The 24,975-nt window shown below is 47.4% G+C and carries 22 protein-coding genes and 1 pseudogene; 17 read left to right on the forward strand and 6 right to left on the reverse strand.

Annotation, left to right across the window (positions count from 1 at the left end):
* Positions 1-17: 17 nt before the first annotated feature.
* The 6 genes from ISX59_RS10875 to ISX59_RS10900 all read left to right on the forward strand — a co-directional run bounded on the left by ISX59_RS10875 (position 18) and on the right by ISX59_RS10900 (position 5,524).
* Complete coding sequence (locus tag ISX59_RS10875; RefSeq protein WP_032540461.1) at positions 18-815, forward strand: ABC transporter permease; 798 nt, start codon at positions 18-20, stop codon at positions 813-815.
* Positions 809-1,597: an ABC transporter permease gene (locus tag ISX59_RS10880; protein WP_005778454.1), complete on the forward strand. Its 789-nt coding sequence runs from the start codon at positions 809-811 to the stop codon at positions 1,595-1,597. The genes ISX59_RS10875 and ISX59_RS10880 overlap by 7 nt, the downstream gene beginning before the upstream one ends.
* 67 nt (positions 1,598-1,664) lie before the next feature.
* A complete protein-coding gene (locus ISX59_RS10885; RefSeq protein WP_032540462.1) occupies positions 1,665-2,999 on the forward strand; it encodes an ABC transporter substrate-binding protein in 1,335 nt (444 codons plus the stop codon).
* Positions 3,000-3,215: 216 nt separating this feature from the next.
* Positions 3,216-3,584 carry an RNA-binding protein gene (locus tag ISX59_RS10890; protein ID WP_005778451.1) on the forward strand — a complete coding sequence of 123 codons (369 nt, stop codon included), beginning with the start codon at positions 3,216-3,218 and terminating at the stop codon, positions 3,582-3,584.
* Positions 3,585-3,893: 309 nt separating this feature from the next.
* Entirely contained in the window at positions 3,894-5,120 is a 1,227-nt protein-coding gene (locus ISX59_RS10895; protein ID WP_032530024.1) for a 6-bladed beta-propeller, read from the forward strand.
* Positions 5,120-5,524, forward strand: coding sequence for a DUF4891 domain-containing protein (locus ISX59_RS10900; protein WP_032530025.1), 405 nt, complete (start codon positions 5,120-5,122; stop codon positions 5,522-5,524). Before ISX59_RS10895 ends, ISX59_RS10900 begins: the two co-directional genes overlap by 1 nt.
* A 250-nt stretch (positions 5,525-5,774) precedes the next feature.
* Here ISX59_RS10900 and ISX59_RS10905 read toward each other — a convergent pair whose 3' ends face one another.
* Positions 5,775-6,320, reverse strand: coding sequence for a 30S ribosomal protein S16 (locus ISX59_RS10905; protein ID WP_005778447.1), 546 nt, complete (start codon positions 6,318-6,320; stop codon positions 5,775-5,777).
* 133 nt (positions 6,321-6,453) lie between these two features.
* Here ISX59_RS10905 and ISX59_RS10910 point away from each other — a divergent pair.
* Positions 6,454-6,696 (forward strand): annotated as a pseudogene (locus ISX59_RS10910) (helix-turn-helix transcriptional regulator); the annotation flags it as partial.
* A gap of 12 nt (positions 6,697-6,708) precedes the next feature.
* Here the strand turns inward: ISX59_RS10910 and ISX59_RS10915 are convergent.
* A complete protein-coding gene (locus ISX59_RS10915; protein WP_032540463.1) occupies positions 6,709-8,010 on the reverse strand; it encodes a Na+/H+ antiporter NhaC family protein in 1,302 nt (433 codons plus the stop codon).
* Positions 8,011-8,600: 590 nt separating this feature from the next.
* Here ISX59_RS10915 and ISX59_RS10920 point away from each other — a divergent pair.
* Genes ISX59_RS10920 through ISX59_RS10935 form a run of 4 tightly spaced genes read left to right on the forward strand, consistent with a single transcriptional unit; the run spans position 8,601 to position 12,474 of the window.
* Positions 8,601-9,998 (forward strand): RtcB family protein, encoded by a 1,398-nt coding sequence (locus tag ISX59_RS10920; RefSeq protein WP_032540464.1) that lies wholly within the window; start codon positions 8,601-8,603, stop codon positions 9,996-9,998.
* Positions 9,999-10,002: 4 nt separating this feature from the next.
* Complete coding sequence (gene prfH / locus ISX59_RS10925; RefSeq protein WP_005820657.1) at positions 10,003-10,623, forward strand: peptide chain release factor H; 621 nt, start codon at positions 10,003-10,005, stop codon at positions 10,621-10,623.
* 25 nt (positions 10,624-10,648) lie between these two features.
* Complete coding sequence (locus ISX59_RS10930; protein WP_032540466.1) at positions 10,649-11,362, forward strand: RNA ligase family protein; 714 nt, start codon at positions 10,649-10,651, stop codon at positions 11,360-11,362.
* Positions 11,359-12,474, forward strand: a complete 1,116-nt coding sequence (locus ISX59_RS10935) for an AAA family ATPase (RefSeq protein WP_032540467.1) — start codon at positions 11,359-11,361, stop codon at positions 12,472-12,474. Before ISX59_RS10930 ends, ISX59_RS10935 begins: the two co-directional genes overlap by 4 nt.
* A 79-nt stretch (positions 12,475-12,553) precedes the next feature.
* Here ISX59_RS10935 and ISX59_RS10940 read toward each other — a convergent pair whose 3' ends face one another.
* A complete protein-coding gene (locus ISX59_RS10940; protein ID WP_032540469.1) occupies positions 12,554-12,787 on the reverse strand; it encodes a helix-turn-helix domain-containing protein in 234 nt (77 codons plus the stop codon).
* A 58-nt stretch (positions 12,788-12,845) separates the two neighbouring features.
* On the opposite strand from ISX59_RS10940, the gene ISX59_RS10945 reads away from it, so the two are divergent.
* The 3 genes from ISX59_RS10945 to mgtA all read left to right on the forward strand — a co-directional run bounded on the left by ISX59_RS10945 (position 12,846) and on the right by mgtA (position 17,705).
* On the forward strand, positions 12,846-13,535 hold the full coding sequence (locus ISX59_RS10945) for a response regulator transcription factor (protein WP_044300268.1): 690 nt from the start codon (positions 12,846-12,848) through the stop codon (positions 13,533-13,535).
* Positions 13,532-14,899, forward strand: a complete 1,368-nt coding sequence (locus tag ISX59_RS10950) for a HAMP domain-containing sensor histidine kinase (RefSeq protein ID WP_032537024.1) — start codon at positions 13,532-13,534, stop codon at positions 14,897-14,899. Before ISX59_RS10945 ends, ISX59_RS10950 begins: the two co-directional genes overlap by 4 nt.
* Before the next feature lie 151 nt (positions 14,900-15,050).
* Positions 15,051-17,705: a magnesium-translocating P-type ATPase gene (gene mgtA / locus ISX59_RS10955; RefSeq protein WP_122130455.1), complete on the forward strand. Its 2,655-nt coding sequence runs from the start codon at positions 15,051-15,053 to the stop codon at positions 17,703-17,705.
* A gap of 37 nt (positions 17,706-17,742) precedes the next feature.
* Here the strand turns inward: mgtA and ISX59_RS10960 are convergent, their stop codons facing one another.
* Together ISX59_RS10960 and ISX59_RS10965 are read right to left on the reverse strand one after the other, a co-directional pair.
* Entirely contained in the window at positions 17,743-20,787 is a 3,045-nt protein-coding gene (locus ISX59_RS10960; protein WP_255580198.1) for an ATP-binding protein, read from the reverse strand.
* 331 nt (positions 20,788-21,118) lie between these two features.
* On the reverse strand, positions 21,119-21,649 hold the full coding sequence (locus ISX59_RS10965) for a DJ-1/PfpI family protein (RefSeq protein WP_005778427.1): 531 nt from the start codon (positions 21,647-21,649) through the stop codon (positions 21,119-21,121).
* Between the two features lie 166 nt (positions 21,650-21,815).
* On the opposite strand from ISX59_RS10965, the gene ISX59_RS10970 reads away from it, so the two are divergent.
* Complete coding sequence (locus tag ISX59_RS10970) at positions 21,816-22,169, forward strand: helix-turn-helix domain-containing protein (protein ID WP_005778426.1); 354 nt, start codon at positions 21,816-21,818, stop codon at positions 22,167-22,169.
* Complete coding sequence (locus tag ISX59_RS10975) at positions 22,166-22,615, forward strand: N-acetyltransferase (RefSeq protein WP_005806711.1); 450 nt, start codon at positions 22,166-22,168, stop codon at positions 22,613-22,615. The genes ISX59_RS10970 and ISX59_RS10975 overlap by 4 nt, the downstream gene beginning before the upstream one ends.
* On the opposite strand, the gene ISX59_RS10980 is transcribed toward ISX59_RS10975, so the two are convergent.
* The gene (locus tag ISX59_RS10980) at positions 22,591-23,664 is read right to left on the reverse strand and encodes a substrate-binding domain-containing protein (RefSeq protein ID WP_220575914.1); all 1,074 of its coding nucleotides are present in this window, start codon (positions 23,662-23,664) and stop codon (positions 22,591-22,593) included. The two genes, ISX59_RS10975 and ISX59_RS10980, sit on opposite strands and share 25 nt — an antisense overlap.
* A gap of 283 nt (positions 23,665-23,947) precedes the next feature.
* Here ISX59_RS10980 and ISX59_RS10985 point away from each other — a divergent pair, with 283 nt between their 5' ends.
* On the forward strand, positions 23,948-24,973 hold the full coding sequence (locus tag ISX59_RS10985; RefSeq protein ID WP_005806707.1) for a sugar kinase: 1,026 nt from the start codon (positions 23,948-23,950) through the stop codon (positions 24,971-24,973).
* Positions 24,974-24,975 lie beyond the last annotated feature (2 nt).

Genomic DNA, 24,975 nt, shown 5'->3' on the forward strand with positions numbered 1-24,975 from the left:
TAAAATAAGAGTTAAGAGTGAAAAGATTATCGGTCTTTTTTTCATCACGTAAGAGTTGGACGCTCCCTTACATTATCTTTTCGGCGATCTTCGTCGTTATTCCGCTACTCCTTATTGTGGTCTATGCTTTCACCGATGACAGCGGACATCTGACATTGGAAAACTTTGTGAAGTTTTTTCAGCATCACGAGGCTATCAATACCTTTGTTTATTCCATCGGTATTGCCATCATTACCACTATCGTCTGTATCCTGCTGGGCTACCCGGCAGCCTGGATACTAAGCAACGCAAAGCTGAACCGCTCGAAAACGATGGTCGTATTGTTTATTCTTCCCATGTGGGTCAACATCTTGGTGCGTACGTTGGCAACAGTAGCCCTGTTCGACTTCTTCAGTGTCCCGTTGGGTGAGGGAGCTTTGATATTCGGTATGGTCTATAACTTTATACCTTTCATGATTTACCCTATCTACAACACCCTGCAAAAGATGGATCACAGTTACATCGAGGCTGCGCAGGACTTGGGTGCCAATCCCATCCAGGTGTTTTTCAAGGCGGTGCTTCCGCTTTCCATGCCGGGAGTGATGAGTGGTATCATGATGGTTTTTATGCCCACTATCTCAACTTTTGCCATTGCAGAGTTGTTGACGATGAACAACATCAAACTGTTTGGTACCACTATCCAGGAGAATATCAATAATAGTATGTGGAATTATGGAGCGGCCCTGTCACTGATCATGTTGTTGCTGATTGCGGCGACTTCTCTGTTCAGCACCGACGACAAAGATAATACGAACGAAGGAGGTGGGCTATGGTAAAGAAGATTTTTGCCCAGACCTATTTGTGGATACTCCTTTTGCTGCTCTATTCGCCTATCGTGATTATTATGATCTACTCTTTCACCGAAGCAAAGGTGTTGGGCAACTGGACCGGATTCTCCACGAAACTGTATTCGTCACTGTTTACTACCGGCACGCACCATTCGCTGATGAATGCGTTGATCAATACCGTGACCATTGCTTTGATAGCGGCTACGGCTTCCACTTTGTTGGGCAGCATCACGGCTATCGGCATCTTCAACCTGAAGGCACGTTCGCGGAAGGCCATCAGTTTTGTGAACAGTATCCCTATTCTGAATGGTGATATTATTACCGGTATTTCCCTGTTCCTGCTGTTTGTTTCGCTCGGCATATCTCAGGGATATACGACCGTGGTATTGGCGCACATCACATTCTGTACTCCATATGTGGTGCTCAGCGTGTTGCCCCGCCTCAAGCAGATGAATCCTAATATTTACGAAGCTGCCCTCGATCTGGGAGCAACCCCGATGCAGGCACTTCGCAAAGTGATTATCCCGGAGATTCGTCCGGGAATGATTAGCGGCTTCATGCTTGCGCTGACACTTTCTATCGATGATTTTGCGGTAACGGTATTTACGATCGGTAACGAAGGACTTGAGACACTTTCCACCTATATTTATGCCGATGCCCGCAAGGGAGGGCTTACTCCGGAGCTGCGTCCCCTTTCGACGATTATCTTCGTGGTGGTGCTGGCATTGCTGATTGTCATTAACCGGCGTGCGGGTAAGGAGAAAAAGTGATGGCCTTTTTGTTTTAAATCGAAAAAGAAGAGAATTTACGAGAATCAAGAAACTGTATAAAGTGCTAATGAACAAACTATTAATAACCCTTTCCCTGGCGATGTCACTTTTGTTTTCCGGTTGTTACAACTCCGGTGAACCTCGCGAGAAGGTATTGAAAATCTATAATTGGGCCGATTATATCGGTGATGGGGTGCTCGAAGACTTTCAGGCATATTATAAGGAGCAGACGGGTGAGGATATCCGCATCGTTTATCAAACCTTTGATATTAACGAAATCATGCTCACCAAGATTGAGAAGGGACACGAAGATTTCGATGTGGTATGTCCTTCGGAATACATCATCGAGCGGATGTTAAAGAAAAACCTGCTGTTGCCCATCGACACTGTTTTTCCCCATTCGCCCGATTACATGAATGACGTATCGCCTTATATCCGTGAACAGATTGATAAACTGAGTCAGCCGGGGCGGATCGCCAGTCATTATGCGGTATGCTATATGTGGGGAACCGCCGGGATATTGTATAATAAAGCTTTTGTGCCCGAAGCCGATGCCGAAAGCTGGGATTGTCTTTGGGACCGGAAATATGCCGGTAAGATACTGATGAAAGACAGTTACCGGGATGCATACGGAACTGCCATCATTTACGCCCATGCCCGTGAACTCGCCGATGGTAAGGTGACGGTCGAAGATCTGATGAATGACTATTCTCCCCGTGCGATGGAGATTGCCGAGAAATATCTCAAAGCAATGAAGCCCAATATAGCCGGTTGGGAGGCAGACTTCGGCAAAGAGATGATGACTAAAAATAAAGCATGGCTCAACATGACCTGGAGCGGAGATGCCAAGTGGGCCATTGAGGAAGCGGATGCGGTAGGAGTGGAGCTGGATTATGCCGTACCCCGTGAAGGAAGCAACATCTGGTATGACGGGTGGGTAATTCCTAAGTATGCCGGTAACCCGAAAGCCGCCAGCTACTTCATCAACTTCATGTGCCGCCCCGACATTGCCTTGCGGAATATGGAAGCGAGCGGTTACGTAAGTGCTGTGGCTTCGCCCGAGATCATGGAAGCGAAAGTGGACACAACTCTTACATATTATTCCGATCTGAGCTATTTCTTCGGACCGGGTGCCGACAGCCTGCAGATTGACAAGATTCAGTATCCGGATCGTGAAGTGGTGGAGCGTTGTGCCATGATTCGTGATTTTGGTGATAAGACGAAAGAAGTTCTTGAAATTTGGTCACGCATAAAGGGCGACAATCTCGGAGTGGGCATTACTATTCTGATTTTTGTGGTAGTGGGACTAATGAGTGGCTGGATGATTTATAAACGGGTACAGCGCTATAAACGTGAGAAGATGCAGAGACGCCGGAGCCGCAGACGGAGGAAGCAAAGATGAGATTAAAGTAACGTTGAAATCTGAATTTTGATAAAAAAATAAAAGAAAATGATGATTTTGTTTCTCAATCTATTGTAAATGTCTATATTTACCGCGTATTAAAGATTTCTGATAGGATGTGTTTTATTTCCAAGGTACTTGTAGAGTAATTTATCTCCTTATTAAGACTTCTCTAACATAACAAATTTTATTAATTGTATTAATTATTTTTTTTCAATGAACATTTTTATTGCAGGCATCAGCTATAATCTTAGCAACGCCGATTTAGGAGAATTATTCGAAGAGTTTGGAGAAGTTATTTCAGCCAAAATTGTCATGGACAGAGAGACTGGCCGTTCTAAAGGATTCGGTTTCGTAGAAATGCCGAATGACGAAGAGGGAAATGCTGCCATCGCAGCACTGAACGAAAAAGAAATAGACGGAAAAACACTTTCTGTATCAGTTGCACGTCCGAGAGAAGAAGGACCGCGTCGTAATAACAATTACGGTGGTGGTAGTCGTGGTGGCTACGGTAACAACCGTGGTGGCGGTTACGGTGGTGGTAATCGTGGCGGCGGCTATGGCGGCGGTCGTGACAGATATTAATCAAAAGAGATTACCAGTCTGTCCAAACAGACTTGAAGGAGAGATGTCCGGGATTTATCCCGGGCATCTTTTTTTATGTGGTGTCCGGCAGGTGTATAATTTTGTGTACTTTCGCCACAGAGTGTGCGGAGGGTACAAAGAAAAATATTTCTTTCAGACGTACTTATAAACAAAGGATTAAAACTCTGTGCCTTCTGTAGCGTGCCCTATTTATATAGACAAACTCCGGAATGAATAAAAAAAACTACGGAATATTCGTAAGATATTCGTTTTTATTTTTATCTTTGTATTTATAGAAGAGGAGGGTATATGAAAAATTCCGGGAAATTACTTTTCTTGAGTTCAATTCTGGGGGGAGTATTTTTAGTCTCTTCTTGTTCGGCTGTTCCGAAGATAGAAGAGAAGGACTTATCGGAGCAATGGCCGGTTGTGGCTTCCCGTCAGTGGACCGGTCAGGATTCTGTTGTGGTATGTGATCTAAATGCACTGAAAGATACGATTGACTTACCGCTCAGCTTCTTTGTAGAGGACTTTCGGATCATCAAGTTGGATAACCGCGATGAAGCGATGGTAGGGGTAAGCAATCTATGTGTCTCTGAAAACTACATTCTCGTTTACGGTTCTGTTTATACACTTCATCCCTGCCGGTTGTTTGATAAAAAGGGAAAGTTCATTACCGATATAGGTGCTATAGGGCAGGGACCGGGAGAGTATCGTTCTATATATAAAGCCCGGATTGATGAAAAACATAATTGCATTTATCTGATCCCTTTTGCTAACAGTAATGTTATCTATGTTTACGACTTGAAAGGGAAACCGCTGCCATCCATTCCGCTGCATCGGCCTGTCTCCAAAGCCATGTTCCGGATCGATACGGACAAACGAGAGATTACAGTGGGGGCACTTCCTTTTACCGGATACCCTTTGGTTGCATGGACACAGGATTTTGAAGGAAATCTGTTGGACTCTGTTCCCACACCTAAGCATCTGTTTGTTGTTCCCGATTATAGTAATGATATCGCGTATGGGGCCAATACGGAAGCAGTCGATCTCTATATCTCGACCTTCTGGGAGTTACGCCCTGATACACTTTATCATTATATACGTTCGGAGAGCAGGCTGACGCCCCGCTTTACGCTCGATATCGGAAATCGGAAACGTTCGATGACGATGTATTACGAGTTACCCCGGGTTTATATCGGAAAGTTGGCGGTAGATAAGCAGGTAGGTGACGGACTGTGGGAATCTCAGGATACTTCGTACTTTGTAGTAGATAAGAAATCGTTGCGCGGAACCTTTTTCCGTATAGTGAATGATTTTATGGGAGGTATGCCGGACCGGCTATGGACACCCTGGGCTTTTTACGACAGGCAGTATATACGGCTCGTGGAGCCTGGATCGCTGAAAGCAGAGATCGAAGCCTATCTGAGCGGTATGGCCGGGGAGAGTGCGAATGCCCTGCGGGAGTTTGGTCAGTCGATAGGAGAAGAAGATAATAGTTATGTAATATACGCTAAGCAGAAAGGAGCTCAATAATGAAAAAAGTATTTGGAATCTTGTTGTCGGTTCTGTTGGCCTGCACTTCGTGTGGAGATGGCAGCAGCAAAAGTGAACCTTCGTTTAAAGTATACGATGAATACTCTAAAGAGAAGAAGGTCGAAAAGAAGAATGATATCGGAAAGGCAACCTATATTTTCTGGATAAACAAAGCGGAAGCCAAGAAATTGCGCGGGTTGACTTTTAATATTAAATGTAAAGTCACGATCAACGAAGACGGTAGTATAACGATTCTGGGATATGAAAAAGAACAACCCTACACGGTGACCAAAAGTCTGAAGAAATACCTCAAAACCTTCCGTGTAGACGAGAAAGCTTTGAAAGAAGGAACGGTTAAAACGGGAGATCAGGTCGTTTTTCTGCGTTATGTTGTGCTGAAATAAAAGGCAGTGTTTTTACTGCGAGGATGTGCTGAAATTCACCAAAGGAGATACAGAGTAACACACATTGAATTTTAAGTCATTGATTATCACTATTGATAATCTGTGGCGAAAAGAACTTTTGAGGCAACCCTCTGTGCCTTCTGTGATGAATCCGGTTGCCGAATGGCCTTAATAAAAAATCCTCCCCGGCAGGACCGGAGAGGATTTTATCGTTTTAATCCTATTTACTAATGATAGATACTGCCGATTATTATTCAGCAGCAGCTTCAGTTGCAGCTTCTTCTGCCGGAGCAGCTTCTTCTGCGGGAGCTTCAGCAGCAGCCTTAGCAGCTTCTTCAGCAGCTTTCTTTTCAGCCAATGCTTTTGCTTTTGCTTCGTTTACTTTCTTTTCAGCTTCCAGACGTGCTTTTTCGTCAGCCTTTTTAGCTTCATCTTCTTTAGCTTTCAGAGCAGCCAGACCAGACTGTTTGTTGTTCTTCCAAGCTTCGAATTTAGCTTCAGCTTCAGCTTCACCGAAAGCACCTTTAGCTACACCGCCAAGGAGGTGTTTCTTCATGTAAACGCCTTCACGAGAAAGGATGTTGCGAACTGTGTCTGAAGGTTGTGCACCTACCAGTACCCAGTGCAAAGCACGTTCGAAATTCAAATCTACTGTAGCAGGATTGGTGTTAGGGTTGTAAGTACCAATCTTCTCTGTAAATTTACCATCACGTGGTGCTCTGCTGTCTGCAATAACGATAGAGTAGAAAGCGTAGCTTTTACGTCCATGTCTTTGCAATCTAATTCTTGTTGCCATTTTAAATAAATGTTTTTAATGAATGATTTGAATTAATGCTATTAACTCGTAATAGCGGGCGCAAAGATAGGGGTTTTGTTTTGATTGACAAAGACTTCCTGTTCTTTTTTATAATAATAACTCCATTCTGAGCTTTTCGTTTGCCGCACTCTATCCCCATTATTTGCCCGCTTTGCGCTGCCAATGCCCCGAACTGACCCGTAACGACGAACTGCTTTGTATGCTGATTTTGCTGAATCAGAGCACTGACGAGATAGCCCTTGCTTTAGGAATTTCGCGTGCCAGTGTCAATTCCGGACGAAGCCGTATCCGCAAGAAGCTAGGATTGGGCAAAGATGAATCGCTCGAAGCCTATTTACAGAATATCCGGAAGTAAGCCGTCCGCTATTCAGGAATACCTCCTCGGATAACGGAATAGAATGGCCAGCAGCGCACAGATACCCATTGTAAACGGATAATACAGGTTTCCGATGATACTGAGCGGAGAGATCTGTGCCAGTCCGGCAGCAATCAGCATTTGTGCTCCGTAAGGGATGATCCCCTGTACGAGGCACGAGAAAGTATCGAGGATACTCGCTGTCTTTCTTCGGTCCAGATGAAACTTCTTCGCGATATCTTTAGCAATCGGTCCGGTAGTGATGATAGCGATCGTATTGTTAGCCGTGCAGAGGTTGGCAATGCTCACCAGTGCGGCAATGCTGAGTTCTGCTCCCCGTTTTCCGTTTACATGCCGGGTCAGTTTGTTAATAATGAAATCTATTCCTCCGTTGTAGCGGATGGTTTCAAGCATTCCACCCGCCAGCAGAGTGATGATGATCAGTTCACCCATTCCGGTAATGCCCGTTCCCATAGCTCCGAACCAATCGAAGAATCCGAGGCTGCCTGTAGTGATACCGATTACACCACTGGTGAAGATGCCTATTATCAAGACCAACATTACGTTCATTCCGGCTATGGCCGTTCCCAATACGATAAGGTAAGGAATCACTTTCACCCATTCGATCTCCTGTACCTGTGGCGGAGCAGCTACCGAAAGTCCCTGAAAGATATAGATACCTAATACCACCAGTGCGGCAGGCACTACGATCATGGAGTTTACCCGGAACTTATCACGCATCACGCATTCCTGTGTCTTGGTCGAGGCAATGGTTGTGTCGGAGATGAACGAAAGATTATCTCCGAAGAATGATCCGCCCACTACCACCGCTACCATAAACGGCAGGTCTATGCCGGTTTTTTCCGCCAGTCCGATGGCAACGGGAGTCAGTGCCACGATGGTTCCCACGCTGGTACCGATAGATAAGGAGATGAAGCAAGAAGCCAGAAAAATGCCTGCCAATAAAAGGTTATCCGGCAGAATATGGAGTGTGAGGTTTACAGTGGCATCGATGGCTCCCATCTGCTTGGCACTCTGCGCAAAGGCTCCTGCCAGAATGAATATCCACACCATCAGCATGATATTTTTATTGGAAGCTCCTACCGAGAACTGATAGACGCGTTGTTCCAGATTCAGTCCCCGTGTGATGGCGATGGCATAGCACGACGAGATGAGGAAGGCCACCGTTATAGGAACTTTGTAGAAATCGTTCACCAGGATGGAGGTGACCAGATAGAGGCACAAGAACACGAATAAAGGGCTGAGTGCCCACCAGCCTGAAGTGCTTTTATGTATCTTTTCTTCGTTTATCATTGAATGATTCTTAAAATTTTGAGGTGCAAAGATAGTGAATGATAGGGAGAAAAACGGTAATTTTGCACCGACAATATAAAGATTAACGCTAACCGCTTCATGCATTTAAAAATTTCCGGAGAAGAACGCTGTGAGGCGGGAAGCTTTGGTGCGAGTTAGCAACAGGGGCGGTGCGAAGTGATTCGTGCCGCTTTTTCATGAATATGGGTACTGTTCCTGAAAAAAAATGTCTTTTTGTTTTGCGGGAATAAAAAGAACTATTACTTTTGCCGCCGATAAACAGAGTATTCACCCTTTAAATAATCGGAAAGGGTTTTAATTATGTCAGAGAAATAATATCTTCAAACTTGGAACTGAGTTGACCCGTCGGGAGGATGGGGCTTTGCAACTTTGTTTTTTTATACGCATCGCAATTCTGCTGCTGGCGATGCAGGTTGATTAGTTCCACAATCACGTTTAATTTATTTATTATTCACTTCAATGCTGTGAACAGGATGTGTTATATCCTTTTCTAAAGTATTGGTATCCCGCATATTGTCTGTTGCCTGCCCGTGGCAGGTAGCCGGTATTGTATGCGAAAGAAAAACAGTATGGGAATACGTTTGAAAGATTTAAGCAAACTGGGATATAGAGACAACGTGGCCCGTAGTCTGGCCGTTGCCCTCGTCAACAAGTATTGTAAACACGAGACAAAAGAGCGGATATTGGCTATCCTGGGCGATGTACTCGGAAATCCCGAAATATATAAAAACAACGAAGTATGGAGTAAACTGGCCGAACAACTTTCTCCTACTTTAGTCGAAAAAAGTTTTACGTCGTATGATTTGCTCGACGAGCCTTTGGCTTATAAAACATACGGAAGCAAGCATATTGAAACATTGGCCAAACAACAGATGAATCTGGCTATGCGCCTTCCGGTCACTCTTGCCGGAGCGTTGATGCCCGATGCACATGCCGGTTACGGATTACCCATAGGAGGAGTATTGGCTACGGATAATGCAGTCATTCCGTATGCGGTGGGAGTTGATATAGGTTGCCGGATGAGTCTTACCCTGTTTGATACCGGGGAAGACTTTCTAAGGCGTTATTCGCATCAGATGAAAGAAGCGCTGAAAGAATTCACTCATTTCGGCATGGATGGCGGGTTGCCTTTTGTTCAGGAACACGAGGTACTTGACCGGGAAGAGTTCCGAATGACTGAATTGCTGAGAGGGCTGCATGGCAAAGCGGTGCGACAGCTGGGAAGTTCCGGTGGTGGAAATCATTTTGTGGAGTTTGGCAGGATCAGCTTGCAGGCGGACAATGTCTTAGGAGTTCCGGAGGGTAGTTATGCGGCTTTGCTTTCCCATTCCGGTTCACGGGGACTGGGTGCTGCCATTGCCAAGCATTACAGTCTGCTGGCCCGTGACATCTGTCGCTTGCCCCGCGAGGCTCAGCACTTTGCCTGGTTGGGATTGGATACGGAAGAGGGGCAGGAATACTGGCTTAGTATGAATCTGGCAGGCGATTATGCCCGTGCCTGCCATGAACGGATTCATCTGAATCTGGCCAAAGCTCTGGGACTGAAACCTCTGGCCAATGTGAACAACCATCATAACTTTGCATGGAAGGAGGAACTTGCTTCCGGACAAACTGCCATTGTACACCGTAAAGGAGCAACTCCGGCTCAGAAGGGCCTTCCGGGACTGATTCCCGGAAGTATGGCCACCCCCGGTTATCTGGTATGTGGAAAAGGAGTGGGTGAAGCCCTTTGTTCCGCTTCTCATGGAGCAGGACGCGCCATGTCCCGCCAAAAAGCGAAAGACAGTTTTACCCAGTCAGCACTGAAGAAGTATCTTTCGCAGGCCGGCGTGACACTGATTGGCGGTAGTGTCGAAGAAATGCCGTTGGCTTACAAAGACATTGACCGGGTGATGCAGACTCAGGAGGCATTGGTGGAAATTCAGGGTACCTTTATGCCCTGTATCGTACGAATGAATAAAGAGTAGAATGATGGAAAAGACGTATTTACAAATCACTTCGGGACGTGGTCCCGTGGAGTGTTGCCGTGTAGTGGCATTAGTGCTTGAGAGAATATTAAAACAGGCCCAGACCCGGAAACTGAAAGTGGAAATAGTGGAAAAAGAAGCCGGTCCTGCCAACCGTACATTGCTGTCGGCAGTCATTGCACTTGAAGGTGCAGGTTGCGATACACTGGTGGAAGAGTGGGAGGGAACCGTGTTGTGGATTGCCCGTAGCCCGTACCGGATTCATCACAGACGCAAAAATTGGTTTGTCGGTGTGCAGACCTTCTTGCTGTCCGAAAGCCGTGAGGCAACCGAAAATGAAATCCGTTATGAAACTTTGCGGGCTTCCGGACCCGGCGGACAGCATGTCAATAAGACGGAATCTGCTGTAAGGGCTGTCCATATTCCCAGCGGAATCAGTGTAGTGGCATCCGACCAACGTTCACAATGGCAGAATAAGAAACTGGCCACCGAACGATTGCTGGTCAAGCTGACTGCTTGGAATGTAGAGCAGGCAATGATTCAGGCACAGGCTAACTGGAGTAACCACAACAGCCTTCAAAGGGGAAACCCGGTGAAGGTCATTCAAGAAGAGCTCCGGTTTTGAGTATTAACGATTAAAAGAAAAAGCTATGTTATCAGAAAAATATGGTCGTACCTACCACTATCCGTTCTCTCCCGGGACGACGAGTGACGACCGAATCAATCATACCTATTGGGAGGATATCCGGGAGATAAACACGCTGGTCCATACCGAAAAACTGGATGGGGAGAATAATTGTTTAAGCAGATACGGGGTTTTTGCCCGTTCGCATGCTGCTCCTACCACTTCACCATGGACGAGCCAGTTGCGTCAGCGTTGGGAGTTGTTGAAGAATGACTTGGGAGATATTGAACTCTTCGGCGAGAATCTGTATGCTGTTCATTCCATCGAGTACAAGCGGCTGGAAACCCATTTTTATGTGTTCGCAGTCCGCTGTCTCGACAAATGGCTGTCGTGGGAAGAGGTGAAGTTTTATGCTGCTTTGTTCGATTTGCCTACTGTACCCGAATTGTGTACGGAGCGTGTAAACGGACTAACAGCCGAAACCCTGAAACAGCATGTCATCTGCCTGGCCGGGGAACCAAGTGTCTTCGGATCGCGCGATGCGCTGACAGGGATGGACTGTACCCGTGAAGGGGTAGTAACCCGCAATGCCGACGAGTATCTTACCGCAGACTTTGCCCGTAATGTGTTTAAGTATGTCCGTCAGGGGCATGTGCAGACAGACGAGCATTGGACACGGCATTGGAAGCGTGCCCGCCTGGTGTGGGAGTCGAAACAAGAGAAAGGAGGTAACGAATGATTTGGAGATTGACAGAACGGAAAGATTGGGATTCACTGGTACAGCAGTTCAGCTGGGTGCGGGATATGGATCTGGTTCCCCAGCACGCTTTGCATCATGCCGAGGGAAGTGTAGCCGTACATACCCGCATGGTACTCGAGGCATTGCAGCAACAGCCTTCCTATCTGAGGCTTGCGGAGCAGGACCGGGAGATCCTTTGGGCAGCCGCTTTGCTTCACGATGTAGAAAAGCGTTCGACTTCGGTCGATGAAGGCAATGGGCAGATCACCTCCAAAAATCATGCGAAGCGGGGGGAAGCTACTGTACGCACCCTCCTTTACAGGGATATTTCTACGCCTTTCGGTATTCGCGAGCATATTGCCTCTCTGGTACGCCATCATGGTTTGCCTATCTGGCTGATGGAACGGGAAGATCCCTTGAAACATGCTTGTGAAGCTTCGCTGAGGCTGGACACTTCGTTACTGAAACAGTTGGCTGTGGCCGATATTTGCGGGCGTATCTGCACGGACAGGGAAATACTGCTGGAAGCTACCGAATTCTTTGAAATGTTTTGCCGTGAACAGCAATGCTGGGGGAAAGCCCGGGCATTTGCCGGTGATACGGCCCGCTTCCATTATTTTCATACGAATCAGGCTTATATCGATTATGTCCCCCACGATGATTTCAGATGTGAGGTTACTTTGCTTGCAGGCCTGCCCGGTATGGGGAAAGACTATTATATAGAGTCTCGATGTGCCGATATGCCGGTTGTCAGTCTGGATGCTATCCGACGTGAACATAAACTCAGCCCCACGGATAAAGCGGCTAACGGCTGGGTGGCACAAACGGCCAAAGAGCAGGCACGGGGCTACCTCCGGAAGGGACAGGACTTTATTTGGAATGCCACCAACGTGACCCGCCAAAGACGTGCCCAGTTGGTCGATTTGTTCATCACCTATGGGGCACGGGTGAAAATAGTCTATATAGAGAAACCTTACTCCGTCTGGCGGCGGCAAAACGGCATACGCGAATATAAAGTGCCGGAGCCGGTTCTGGATGCGATGTTGGATAAACTGGAGGTTCCCCGGTTGACAGAAGCGCACGAAGTGGTTTATGCCGTGCAGGAACAATAGGACTACACCCAACCGGGGGGAGGGTGTAGCCTTAGGTACCTTGGGGTGTAGCTATCCGGACCGGATGGCTACACCCTGTTTATTTTCCGGCGGTGTCTGTATTTTGTTTGTAATATTGTAACGGCGTTTTTCCGGTAAAGCGTTTGAAACTCTTGATGAAATGATTTAGGTCACAATACCCATTATCGACAGCAATACCCGTTAAGTCATTCTCCCCGTTAGCCGGTAGTTCGCTGTAGGCATGAATCAAGCATCGGATGCGGCCGGAACGAGAAGGGATAAATAAACGCCGATACTGTTGAGGATTTATCATTATGTGTTTATCTTTGTGCCCGGTGAATTGATAACTAACGGTAAGGAGGGATTGCATCATGATAAAGATACTGGTTGTGGAAGATGAACAGCGTGTGGCGGAACTGTTGAAGCGCGGTCTCGAAGAGTCCGGCTATCAGGTGGAACTTGCCTACGACGGAGTTTGGGGGTTGCGCCTGTTCCGTGCCGGAGAGTTTCAGATGGTCATTTCCGATGTAATCTTGCCGAAGATGAGTGGTTTCGAACTCTGTAAAGAGATACGGAACATCAATAACCGGGTTCCGGTACTGATGCTGACAGCGTTGGGCACAACGGATGATAAGCTCGACGGTTTCGATGCCGGGGCTGACGACTATATGGTGAAACCTTTCGATTTCCGCGAACTCGATGCCCGTATCAAGGTATTGCTGAAACGACGACTTCCCGGTATACCCGAAACACAACTTACGGAACTCGTCTATGCGGACTTGCGCATCGACCGGCAGACAAAAACCGTCTATCGGCAGGAGAGGGAGATCAAACTCTCTCCCAAAGAGTATAACCTGTTGCTTTATATGGCCGAGAACCCCGAACGGTTACTTACCCGTGTTGAAATAGCCGACAAGGTGTGGAATACCCATTTCGATACGGGCACCAACTTTATCGATGTGTACATCAACTATCTCCGCAAAAAGATAGACCGGGACTATGATGTGAAACTGATCCATACCAAACCCGGTATGGGCTTTATATTCAGACAGGAGTTATGAAGATAGGTACCCGGCTCACTCTCCGCTATACCGGTTTCACGGCAGCCGTTTTTCTGTTGCTGGTAGCTGCTATCTATCTGTTTTCGGAGCGGAACCGGAGCAATGAATTCTTCCGTGACCTGAAAAAGGAAGGCATCACCAAAGCCAACCTTTTCCTCGACAACCGGGTGGATGCCAAGACCATGCAGTCCATTTACCTCAACAACCGCGAATTTATCAATGAAGTGGAGGTAGCCATCTACGATACTACTTTCCATTTGCTTTATCATGATGCCAAGCAGATCGACCTGGTGAAAGAGACCCCTGAGATGATCGACCGAATTTTGCAAAATAAATCTATCGAGTTTTATCAGGACGGTTATCAGGTCATCGGGCTCCTTTACACGTTCCATGGTAAACCTTACGTCATCACAGCGGCTGCTTTCGATGGTTACGGATATGCCAAGCAACACTCTTTGCAGACCATGCTGATTGTTCTTTTCTTTTTAGGTATCGCTCTTTTGGCGGGAGTCGGTTACCTGCTTTCGCGGAGTGCCCTGGCTCCTGTGTCCGATATTCTCGGGGAGGTGGAAGCTATTTCTGCTTCCCGTCTCGACCTGCGTGTGCCGGTGAAGGACGAAAAAGATGAATTGGGCGAACTTGCCACCACCTTCAACCGGATGCTGGAAAGGCTGGAACAGTCTTTCGATTCTCAGAAAATGTTCGTCAGCAATGTGTCCCATGAACTGCGTACTCCCATGGCTGCCCTGATTGCCGAACTTGAACTGGCTCTGCTGAAAGAGCGTTCTTCCGAAGAATATCGCCGTGCCATCGGTAATGCGCTCGACGATTCGCGTAAGTTGGTGAAACTTTCCGAAGGGTTGCTCAATCTGGCCAAGGCCGATTATCTGCCCGAGCAGATCAAATTGGAAGAGATCCGTCTGGACGAGCTTCTGCTCGATGCCCGTGAGATGGTGATGAAAGCCAACCCCGACTATACCATCGAATTGATATTCGGCGAAGAAGCCGATGACGACTCCGTCCTCACGGTGTTGGGCAACGGCTATCTGTTGAAAACAGCTTTTGTCAACCTGATGGAGAACAATTGCAAGTTCTCCGCCAATCACACTTCTTTTGTCCAGATCAGCTTTTGGGAGCAAAAGTCTGTTATCCGCTTTTCGGACACGGGTATCGGTATGAATGCCGATGACATGCAACACCTGTTTTCTCCTTTCTATCGGGGAAGCAATAAAGACTATGCCCGTGGAAACGGCATCGGGATGATGTTGACTCAAAAGATCATACATACCCATAAGGGTGAAATCACCGTCAATAGCCAGCCGGGTGAAGGTACGGTCTATACGGTGGAAATTCCTCATATCTGAAGAAACTCTAATAAAACTCTAATAGTACTCTAATCGTTCTCTAACGCCCCTTTTGCGGGGAGCTCCCTACCTTTGTACTGTAAAGGCAAATGAATGAATGGGATTCTTCCAATAGGGAGCGGCCCCGTATCTCTAAAAAAAATGTACTATGATGATTTTTAGAAAGAAACAAACAGACAAGACTGTGCAGTTCAATACCGAGAAGGTATTTCTGGCAGCAACCCAACCGCTGAAGTTGGTGTATGGCTATTTTTGTACTACCCCCCACGGACTCTCGGAGGAGGATGCGGAAGAGCGGCTTAAAAGCTGCGGTGAGAATAAAATCGTGCAAGAGACGCACCCCAATCCGCTTCTGATGTTTTGCAAAACCTTTATCAACCCCTTTATCGGTGTACTGATGGCACTTGTGCTTGTGTCGTTGGTGCTCGACGTCTGGATGGCCCGGCCCGAAGAGCGGGAGTGGACCAGTATCCTTGTCATCGGAAGTATGGTGATGCTGAGTGTCGTGTTGCGCTTCTCGCAGGAGTGGCGCTCCGGCAAGGCTTCGGATGCTTTGCAAAAGATGGTGAAAAATACCGCATCCGTCATTCGTAGCGGTGCCCCGGAGTCGTACGAGATCAACATTACAGATTTGGTGCCGGGAGACATCATCTGTCTGGCTGCCGGAGATATGATTCCGGCCGATGTCCGCGTCATCGAGTCGAAAGACCTGTTCGTCAGCCAGTCCTCGTTGACCGGAGAATCCGATGCCATAGAGAAGTGTGCCGTATTGGCGGAGGATCGTCACCGTTCCGGTAGTGTGGTCGAGCTTGATGATATTTGCTTCATGGGCTCCAATGTAGTGAGCGGTTCGGCACGTGCCATTGTTTTCGGTACAGGGCGAGATACCTATCTGGGCACCATCGCCCGGAGTATCGTCGGCGTACGTGCGCAGACGGCATTCGATAAAGGAATCAGCAATGTCAGTCTTTTGCTGATCCGTTTCATGCTGGTGATGGTGCCTCTGGTGTTTCTCATCAACGGAGTGACGAAAGGCGACTGGTTCGAAGCCTTTATTTTTGCCATTTCCGTAGCCGTGGGACTGACTCCTGAGATGCTTCCGATGATTGTCACCGCTAACCTGAGCAAAGGAGCTGTCTCTATGGCTAAGAAAAAGACCATTGTCAAGAACCTCAACGCCATCCAGAATTTCGGGGCGATGGACATTCTTTGCACCGATAAGACCGGGACACTGACCCGCGACCACATTGTGCTGGAAAAGTTTATCAATGCTGACGGGAGCGAGGATCACGAGTGCCGCGTACTCCGTCATGCCTATTTCAACAGTTATTTCCAGACGGGGCTGAAGAATCTGATGGATCGTGCCATCCTTTCACATGTTCGTGAGTTACAGTTGGATTATCTCAGGGATGCTTATACCAAGGTAGACGAAATCCCATTCGACTTTACCCGCCGACGTATGTCCGTGGTGGTGGAAGACGAACAGAGGAAGCGTCAGATCATCACCAAGGGAGCGGTAGAGGAGATGCTTGCAATCTGCACTCATGCAGAGTTCGGCAAAACCGTTCACGAGTTGACCGATGAGCTGCGGCGGAAAGCCTTTGTCATCAGTGAGCAGATGAACAAAGAAGGTATGCGTGTGCTGGCGGTGGCACAAAAGAGTTGGGTAGAAAAAGAACATGATTTTTCTGTCGAAGACGAATCCGGAATGGTGCTGATCGGTTATCTCGCTTTTCTCGACCCTCCCAAACCTTCGGCAGCCAATGCCATCCGGCAGCTCCATAGCCATGGAGTCGATGTGAAAGTGCTGTCCGGTGATAACGAAGCGGTCGTACGTACCATCTGCCGTCAGGTGGGAGTCGATACGGCCTGTACGCTGAACGGTACGGAGATAGAGCGGCTGACGGATGAAGAACTGAAGTTGAGAATACGGCAGACTACCGTGTTTGCGAAGCTGGCTCCCATGCAGAAGACCCGTATCATTACCTTGCTGCAGGAATTGGGACATACGGTGGGCTTTCTGGGTGACGGCATCAATGATGCTTCCGCCCTGCGCCAGTCCGATGTGGGTATATCTGTGGATACGGCTGTGGACATCGCCAAGGAGAGTGCCGACATCATTCTGCTGGAGAAGGATCTGATGGTGCTTGAAGATGGAGTGATAGAGGGACGCAGAACGTTTGGCAACATTATGAAGTACATCAAGATGACTGCCAGTTCTAACTTTGGCAATATGTTCAGCGTGCTGGCTGCCAGTGCCTTTCTGCCTTTCCTGCCTATGCTGCCTGTTCATCTGCTTGTTCAGAATCTGCTGTACGATACGTCGCAGTCCACCATTCCGTTCGACCGGATGGATCCGGAGTACCTGATGAAGCCGCGCAAATGGGATGCATCCGACCTGAGCCGTTTTATGATTTTTATCGGTCCGGTCAGTTCTATTTTCGACATAGCCTTATTTCTGGTCATGTGGTATGTGTTCGGTTGCAACTCTCCCGAACATCAGACTCTCTTCCAGTCCGGTTGGTTTGTAGAGGGCTTGCTGTCGCAAACGTTGATTGTACATATGATCCGTACCCGCAAGATCCCGTTTATTCAGAGTACGGCATCCTGGCCGGTATTAGGACTAACGTCCGTCATCATGGTTCTGGGAATCGTCATTCCCTTCACGCAGTTTGGGGCTTCCATCGGGTTGATGCCGTTGCCGCTCAGTTATTTCCCCTGGTTGGCAGGCATCCTGCTGAGCTATTGTGTGCTGACGCAGCTTATTAAACAATGGTATGTGAAGCGGTTTACGAAGTGGCTGTAAACACGAATAAAGACCTTAAAAACGGGTCATCCTGTTGTTATAGCAGGATGATCCGTTTCTGCATAATCTCTTTGAGCTGTGCCTGTAACTGGCGCGCATTGATGGGTTTGGGCATGTATCCGTCGAAACCGCTTTCCATCACCCGCTGTTCGTCCGAAGCGTAGGCAAAGGCCGTAACTGCGATGATAGGTACTTTGGCCGAATATTTACGGATCTCTTTAGTGGCTTCATATCCGTCCATGACCGGCATGTTGATGTCCATCAGGATAATCTGCGGATCTTCTTTGCGGAATATTTCTACGGCTTCGCGGCCGTCCCAGGCATGAAGCAGGCGGTAATCCTGGCGGAGGATGGACTCAAATAACCTGAAGTTGCTTTCGTTGTCTTCGGCAATCAGGATGGTCAGTTTGTCTTTCTCTACCGCAATGGGCTGTATAACTGTTTTCCGGACAGGTTCAGCTGTCGATGCGGCTTCGTAAGGGAGGGTAAACCAGAATGTGGAACCTTTACCTTTCTCAGACTCCACACCGATGTGTCCGCCCATGTGGTTGACCAGTGTCTGGCAGATGGATAGTCCGAGCCCTGTGCCTTGTGCGAAACTGTTCAGTTTGACGAATCGGCCGAATATGCTTTCCTGCTCGTCCTTGGCAATGCCGCAACCGGTGTCGGCAACGTAGAAATAAAGCTCTTTTTCGCGAAGCTCGTAGCCAAAGCGGATACTCCCTTTCTCGGTGAACTTGATGGCATTGGTCACCAGATTGATGATCAGCTGGGAAACACGGTTCTTTTCCAGATGAACCAGGCAGCGGTCTGCCGGAGGTACGAATTCCAATTTCACGGCTTCGGATTTCATCTTGAGCTGCAACGTGCTTTCCAGCTCTTTCATTACGGCATTCAGCTCGACGTTGGAGTATTGGAACTCAAGGGTGCCGGCTTCTATTTTCGACAGGTCGAGGATGTCGCTGATCAGTTGTAAGAGCAGGGTGTTGTTATTTTCGATGATGTTGACGTATTCCCGTTTTTCTTCTTCCTCATCGGTAGATGCCAAGATACCCGAAAAGCCTACGATGGCATTCAGCGGAGTACGGATTTCATGGCTCATGTTGGCAAGGAAAGCCGATTTCAGACGGTTGGATTCTTCGGCGCGGTCTTTGGCCGTGGTAAGTTCCATCTCCATCTTTTTTCGTTTGGTAATGACCAGTGAAGAGCCTACCAGCGTGGTAGGATTTCCGTTTTCGTCGCGGGATTCTACGGCGGCCTGAGCTTCTACCCATTCCACTTTGTGGGTGTGGTTCTGTACGTTGATAACCCGGTATTCCTCCTTTACCTTGTCCGTGCGACCTTCAATCAGGTCTTTGTATGCCTGTTCCACCCGTTTGCGGTCTTCTTTGAATATCTTTGAGAAGTATTGCGTGTCCGGCACGGCCAGTTGCTCGTCGTTCACGCTGTTGCCGGGTGAACTGAGTTCGATGGGTTTGTTGATGTCACACAGGATGGTTTTGCTGAGCAGATCCCATTTCCATGGAATGATATTTGCCACATCCAATGCCATCGACAGCTTGTGGTTGGTGGCGGTCAGTTTTTGTTGTGCCAGGTGTAATTCGGTACTGTCCAGACAAAAAATATCAACCACGTTATTCTGATGGGTACCTTTGAGGACGATATCATAGAACCGATTGATTTTCTTGAAATAGTATGGGAAAGTAACGACCCGGTTTTCCTTGAGTGACATCTGGATGAAGTGCAGGAACTCGGGGAGGGATTCGGGAAACATCTCACTTGCTTTCTTGCCTACCGCATCTTCTCTGCGGAAAAAATTCTGTTCGAAATGGGGGTTTACGTTCAGGTAGATCAAATCTATGCCTATACCTTGTTCGTTTGTTATCAGCTTTTCCTGCATATAGAGGATGGGCATGTTGTTGATCAGGTTTTTATAGCTGGTCATGGTCTCTATCTCTTTCAACTGTGTTTTCTTGAGCCTGTTCAGTGTGCGGATGCGGTACTGGAAAAACAGGACGAGCAGGACGATGGAGATGCATGTACCTATAAGGAAGTAGCTGTATTGTTCCCAGAAGGTGCGCGGTTTGTTGATGAAATACGTGTTGGCCGGACATAAGTCGGGAGAAAATCCTTTATGGATCAGTGTCTCATAATTGATGATGGGCATACCGTCCAGAGGATAATAGTAAGGGAGGGTGCGGGGTTGCCTGCCATTCAGTACATAGGAAAATATACCGAGAAGCCGCTTGTCGAATTCTGTCTGATTGTAAGAATATCCTCCGGTCATCCCGCTGCTTTTGTCTTTTACGTCAATGGTGCTGAGGGCAAACAGGGGAGGTGAAACAGTAGAAACAATTTTGGGTGATACGATAGACAGTGAAGTGTTGCCCGCAAACTTCCGCTTATAGAACCAGGAAGAAAACAGGATGCCGGTGGTCCGGGGATCGACAAAGTTGAGAGAGTCGATCAGTTGGTTGGTTTCCAGAATATTCTCAGGAGATAAAAAAGTATATTGGACTCCGGGATGGCTGGATTGTAATACTTCCTGTATTTCTATACTGTTTGTTTGATTGACGAATCTCTGATCGCCTACATAAATCAGCTTTTTCATATCGGGAAGGATATGAAACATTAACTCCAGGTTCTCACGAATGTATTGGTTGGAGTAAAGAAGGACGAGGTTATAGGGTTGGGCCAGTTCGGTCAGCGGGATTCGTTCGGACGGAGGGACGGGGTGTTTCTTCAAATAATATTCTCTGGGACCGATGTAGTCTTTTTCGGAGCAGAGTATGATCGGGACATCACCCCATACCTTTCTGAAGTCGTCCCGCAACATCAAGGTGGAATTACCCAGCAATAATAGCGCGCGCGGAGAATGGGAACCATACTTCTCGAACAGGTTGGTCTTGAATTCACACAGTGTACTGTCATTATCCATCATCAAGAGATTCATGTGTTCGGCATAAATGGCTAAGTGAGGATCATCCTTGACAAATTCGGTTGCTGTAAAGATCAGGCGGTTGCTCCATGCGAAGGCTTCCGTATAGGTGTTAATGACCAGAATATAGTCTTTGGTATTCATTGCCTCTTTTTGGGCGGATACAGGGCTTACTGATAGGAAACATGTGAAAAGAACCAACAGTTTTCTCAGCAATGGGGTACAGAAAATGGATGTTACTCCAAAGGAGGTAGTCATAAAATTCTATTGAATGATGGCGATGTTTTGTTTATTCGACTGTAAAAGTATTAATAATAAATGAATTATGACCTGTTTTTACTTGATTATATGAAAAGGTTGAGGCAGAAGATCGAGTGAGGGTGGAAAACACAAAGTGTGCCGGGAAGCAGACGGGGCGTTATGAATAGCTTCCGGCACACTGTCGTGATAAGTGCTGTAACGGAGGTGTCCAGCGTTACTTCTTCAAAGCCTCAATCAGCTGAGGCATCATTGTCCAAAGGGTGTTTTCATCTTGTGCGGTATAGAAGTTACCGTCAATTTCCGATTTCCCGTCAGTCGCCTGTCCCGTCTGTATAGCGGGTTTGGCAAGCGGGTGGACGGCCAGCCTCTTTCCGGCGGTGATTCCGGTGAAATTGAACATCATGGCGGCGGCACAATGGCCGATCATAAGTTTGCCTTTTTCGCCAAATGCTTTGATTACTTCCATCAGGTCTACATTGTAGGCCTTTCCTGCATTGTCTTTGAATACCGGCACTGCGTCGCCACAAGCGAATACAAGTGCGTCAAATTCGTCTTCATGCCCTTTGAGATTGGCTATCACGTCATCGGCAAACAGGGTGATGCCGGAATTGGTCTTGATCTCCCGGGTATCTGACACCGCGAATACTTTGTACGGAATACCATTCTCGAAAAAACTTTCCAGATACTGGAACAAACCGAATCCGTTGACCGGATTGACTGCTAATACTGCAACTTTCTTTGCCATAACATAAATTATTAAGTGAAACAATAGTTATCTTTCGTAAGTTTATTACTTTTGTGCTTGCAAATGTATGTTTCTCTGTGCGGATAAACAAGAACGAACTTCAGAATAAGGAACTTACATAGAGATAACTATTGCTGGAACTCAATGGAATAGAAAAGATTAAAAAATGAAAAATTTTCATCCTACAGGGACATGTCCTATCAGGGACGTACTGTGCCGGCTGGGCGACAAGTGGTCGATGCTGGTATTGGTGACGCTGAACGCGAACGGAACGATGCGCTTCAGTGACATTCATAAAACGATTGATGACATTTCGCAACGGATGCTGACTGTCACGCTTCGAACACTGGAAACCGACGGACTGGTACAACGAAAGGTGTATGCGGAGGTGCCCCCACGAGTGGAGTATTGCCTGACGGAGACGGGACGCAGTCTGATTCCGCATGTAGAGGCGTTGGTAGGCTGGGCACTGGACCACATGACGGTGATTCTTGAACACAGGGAAGGAGAAAGGAAATGAAGGTAGAGCAAGTGTTTTCTGACAAGAAGCGTTTCCTCGATTTGCTCCTGCTGGCAGACGAACAGGAGGATATGGTGGACCGCTATCTGGAACGTGGGGAGATGTTTACCTTGTACGACGGGGGAGAGCTCAGAGCGGCTTGTGTGGTGACCAACGAGGGGGAAGGTATTTACGAACTGAAGAATATCGCGACTTATCCGGAGAGCCAGCGCAAGGGCTACGGCAGATATCTGGTTGAATTCTTGTTCCGTCACTATTCGGACAGATGCTCGGTTATGTTTGTGGGGACGGGCGATACTCCACACTCACTTTCGTTCTATCAGTCTTGCGGATTTGTCCCTTCCCACCGCGTTGAGAATTTCTTTACCGACCATTATGATCATCCCATCTGTGAAGATGGAATTTTGCTCCGGGATATGGTTTATCTGAAGAGGGAAAAGTTATAATAGTCGATGTTTTCTTTGGTCAGAAGGTCAATTGGCATGTAGTTGGTGCATGTCACCTCCTTTTTGAATATCAGGTGGTCACATAGAGTCCTGATACTGTTGAATCCTTGCAACTCGGGTTGCTGGGCAATCAGGAAAGAGACGGTGCTCTCCTTCAGGCAAGCCACGTTCCGTTCGAGCAGGTCGTAACCGATCAGGTTGATATCATTTTTCCGACGCATTTTCAAGTATTCACCGATGATGTATACTTTCGAATTGAACGTGATCCCGTTCTTTACTTTCGGATGTTCGCTGAAGAAGTCGTCCAGCATACGGTTGTCTTCAATGTTCGGGTCGGCGTGCAGGTCGAGTTCAAGGATATTGCAGTCGGGATGATGTTCCCGCATATATTGGCGGAAACCGATTTCACGGTTTTCCTGCTGGTTCGATCCGATCACCCCTTCGTGTATCTTACGGAAAATCACGATCTCCCGGTCGTTTCCGGCAAGCAGCATCAGCATACGTGCCGCAAAGTATCCGCTTTGGTGGGAGTTCTGACCGAAGAAGGCGAGGGGAGGGACATCTTTTATTTGTGAATCGATGTATATATAAGGTATACCCAACTCGTTCAGTGCATCGGTGAATTCTTTTGTGTATTGCGGTATGGTAGGAGCAAACATCACTCCGTCCGGGCGTTCTTCAATGACAGCCCGGCTGGTTGCTGCAAACGAATTGTAATCATAAGGATCGTAGTGAGTGATGTCCACTGAGATATTGAAATCGGAATATGTGCTAACCGCTTCACGGATACCTTTCTGCACGTCTGTCCAGTATTCACCTTCCAGATGCTTGGGTAACAGGCAGGCAAAAGTGTATTTCTTGTTGGAGGCCAGCGCACTGGCATACATATTGGGCTGGTAGTCCAGTTGCTTCAGGATTTCTTCCACCCGTTTCCGGCTTGCTTCCGATACTCCGCTACGGCCGTGGAGCACGCGGTCGACAGTTCCTACAGATACGTTTGCCAAACGGGCAATATCCTTGATTCTGATTCTTTCTGGCAATTTATTCATGCGTCTTCTTTATTTATGCGGGGTTTTGTGCCCGGACACAATAATAGTTTTATTTCTATGGACACAAATATATAATAATTTTTGTAATCATGAAAATCTGTGTATCTTTGTGTCCGCACACGGACTTTGCCGGTGTCTATTTTATACATTGCTATTGTTCATATATCCAGTATGTTATTGAGAAGATTGGGGGGTGAATAATAAATTGTAACTGAACAATTAAGATCGATCGTTTTAGAATAGAAACAAATTAAACTCAAAACTAACTAAATATAGAATTATGATGAGAAAGAAAGTCGTTACGTTAGGCGAAATCATGCTCAGGTTATCTCCTCCGGGAAATACTCGTTTTGTTCAATCGGACTCTTTCGATGTGGTGTACGGTGGGGGTGAGGCTAACGTAGCTGTGAGCTGCGCTAATTATGGCCATGATGCTTATTTTGTAACCAAGCTGCCTGAACATGAAATAGGGCAGTCGGCTGTAAATGCACTCCGCAAATATGGTGTGATGACAGATTATATTGCCAGGGGAGGCGACCGTGTCGGCATCTATTATTTGGAAACCGGTGTTGCCATGCGCCCCAGTAAGGTGATTTACGATCGTGCGCATTCCGCCATTGCCGAAGCCGATGCGGCGGATTTCGATTTTGACAGGATTATGGAGGGAGCCGATTGGTTTCATTGGTCGGGTATTACTCCCGCCATTTCGGACAAAGCAGCCGAATTGACCCGTTTGGCATGTGAGGCTGCCAAGCGTCACGGGGTGACCGTGTCGGTCGATCTGAATTTCCGTAAGAAGCTGTGGACAAAGGAGAAGGCACAATCCGTGATGAAACCTTTGATGAAGTATGTAGATGTCTGCATCGGTAATGAAGAAGATGCGGAGCTTTGTCTGGGATTCAAGCCCGACGCGGATGTGGAAAGCGGACATACGGATGCCGAGGGGTATAAGGAGATTTTCCGGCGTATGTCGGAAGAGTTTGAATTCAGCTATGTTATCTCGACACTGCGTGAATCTTTCTCCGCGTCACACAATGGCTGGAAGGCCATGATTTATAATGGTAAGGAATTCTACGTTTCCAAGCACTATGACATCGATCCGATTGTCGACCGGGTAGGTGGTGGGGATTCGTTCTCCGGAGGCATTATCCATGGTCTGCTTACGAAGCCTACACAGGGTGAAGCGCTTGAATTTGCCGTGGCGGCATCGGCATTGAAGCATACCGTCAGCGGAGACTTCAATCTGGTTTCTGTGGCAGAAGTCGAGGCGCTGGCCGGAGGCGATGCGAGTGGACGTGTACAAAGATAAAT

The organism is Bacteroides sp. FSHCM14E1 (assembly GCF_019633785.1).
In the GTDB taxonomy this organism is placed as follows: domain Bacteria; phylum Bacteroidota; class Bacteroidia; order Bacteroidales; family Bacteroidaceae; genus Bacteroides; species Bacteroides hominis.

What these genes read in the sequence shown, in the direction of transcription:
- ISX59_RS10920 (WP_032540464.1), top strand. Translation starts at nt 8,601, where the DNA reads ATGGGAATACGTTTGAAAGATTTAAGCAAACTGGGATATAGAGACAAC.
- ISX59_RS10970 (WP_005778426.1), top strand. Translation starts at nt 21,816, where the DNA reads ATGAAAAATTTTCATCCTACAGGGACATGTCCTATCAGGGACGTACTG.
- ISX59_RS10950 (WP_032537024.1), top strand. Translation starts at nt 13,532, where the DNA reads ATGAAGATAGGTACCCGGCTCACTCTCCGCTATACCGGTTTCACGGCA.
- ISX59_RS10880 (WP_005778454.1), top strand. Translation starts at nt 809, where the DNA reads ATGGTAAAGAAGATTTTTGCCCAGACCTATTTGTGGATACTCCTTTTG.
- ISX59_RS10975 (WP_005806711.1), top strand. Translation starts at nt 22,166, where the DNA reads ATGAAGGTAGAGCAAGTGTTTTCTGACAAGAAGCGTTTCCTCGATTTG.
- ISX59_RS10915 (WP_032540463.1), bottom strand. Translation starts at nt 8,010, where the DNA reads ATGATAAACGAAGAAAAGATACATAAAAGCACTTCAGGCTGGTGGGCA.
- ISX59_RS10895 (WP_032530024.1), top strand. Translation starts at nt 3,894, where the DNA reads ATGAAAAATTCCGGGAAATTACTTTTCTTGAGTTCAATTCTGGGGGGA.
- ISX59_RS10940 (WP_032540469.1), bottom strand. Translation starts at nt 12,787, where the DNA reads ATGATAAATCCTCAACAGTATCGGCGTTTATTTATCCCTTCTCGTTCC.
- ISX59_RS10890 (WP_005778451.1), top strand. Translation starts at nt 3,216, where the DNA reads ATGAACATTTTTATTGCAGGCATCAGCTATAATCTTAGCAACGCCGAT.
- ISX59_RS10935 (WP_032540467.1), top strand. Translation starts at nt 11,359, where the DNA reads ATGATTTGGAGATTGACAGAACGGAAAGATTGGGATTCACTGGTACAG.
- ISX59_RS10930 (WP_032540466.1), top strand. Translation starts at nt 10,649, where the DNA reads ATGTTATCAGAAAAATATGGTCGTACCTACCACTATCCGTTCTCTCCC.
- ISX59_RS10905 (WP_005778447.1), bottom strand. Translation starts at nt 6,320, where the DNA reads ATGGCAACAAGAATTAGATTGCAAAGACATGGACGTAAAAGCTACGCT.
- prfH (WP_005820657.1), top strand. Translation starts at nt 10,003, where the DNA reads ATGGAAAAGACGTATTTACAAATCACTTCGGGACGTGGTCCCGTGGAG.
- ISX59_RS10960 (WP_255580198.1), bottom strand. Translation starts at nt 20,787, where the DNA reads ATGAATACCAAAGACTATATTCTGGTCATTAACACCTATACGGAAGCC.
- ISX59_RS10985 (WP_005806707.1), top strand. Translation starts at nt 23,948, where the DNA reads ATGAGAAAGAAAGTCGTTACGTTAGGCGAAATCATGCTCAGGTTATCT.
- ISX59_RS10885 (WP_032540462.1), top strand. Translation starts at nt 1,665, where the DNA reads ATGAACAAACTATTAATAACCCTTTCCCTGGCGATGTCACTTTTGTTT.
- mgtA (WP_122130455.1), top strand. Translation starts at nt 15,051, where the DNA reads ATGATTTTTAGAAAGAAACAAACAGACAAGACTGTGCAGTTCAATACC.
- ISX59_RS10980 (WP_220575914.1), bottom strand. Translation starts at nt 23,664, where the DNA reads ATGAATAAATTGCCAGAAAGAATCAGAATCAAGGATATTGCCCGTTTG.
- ISX59_RS10945 (WP_044300268.1), top strand. Translation starts at nt 12,846, where the DNA reads ATGATAAAGATACTGGTTGTGGAAGATGAACAGCGTGTGGCGGAACTG.
- ISX59_RS10965 (WP_005778427.1), bottom strand. Translation starts at nt 21,649, where the DNA reads ATGGCAAAGAAAGTTGCAGTATTAGCAGTCAATCCGGTCAACGGATTC.
- ISX59_RS10900 (WP_032530025.1), top strand. Translation starts at nt 5,120, where the DNA reads ATGAAAAAAGTATTTGGAATCTTGTTGTCGGTTCTGTTGGCCTGCACT.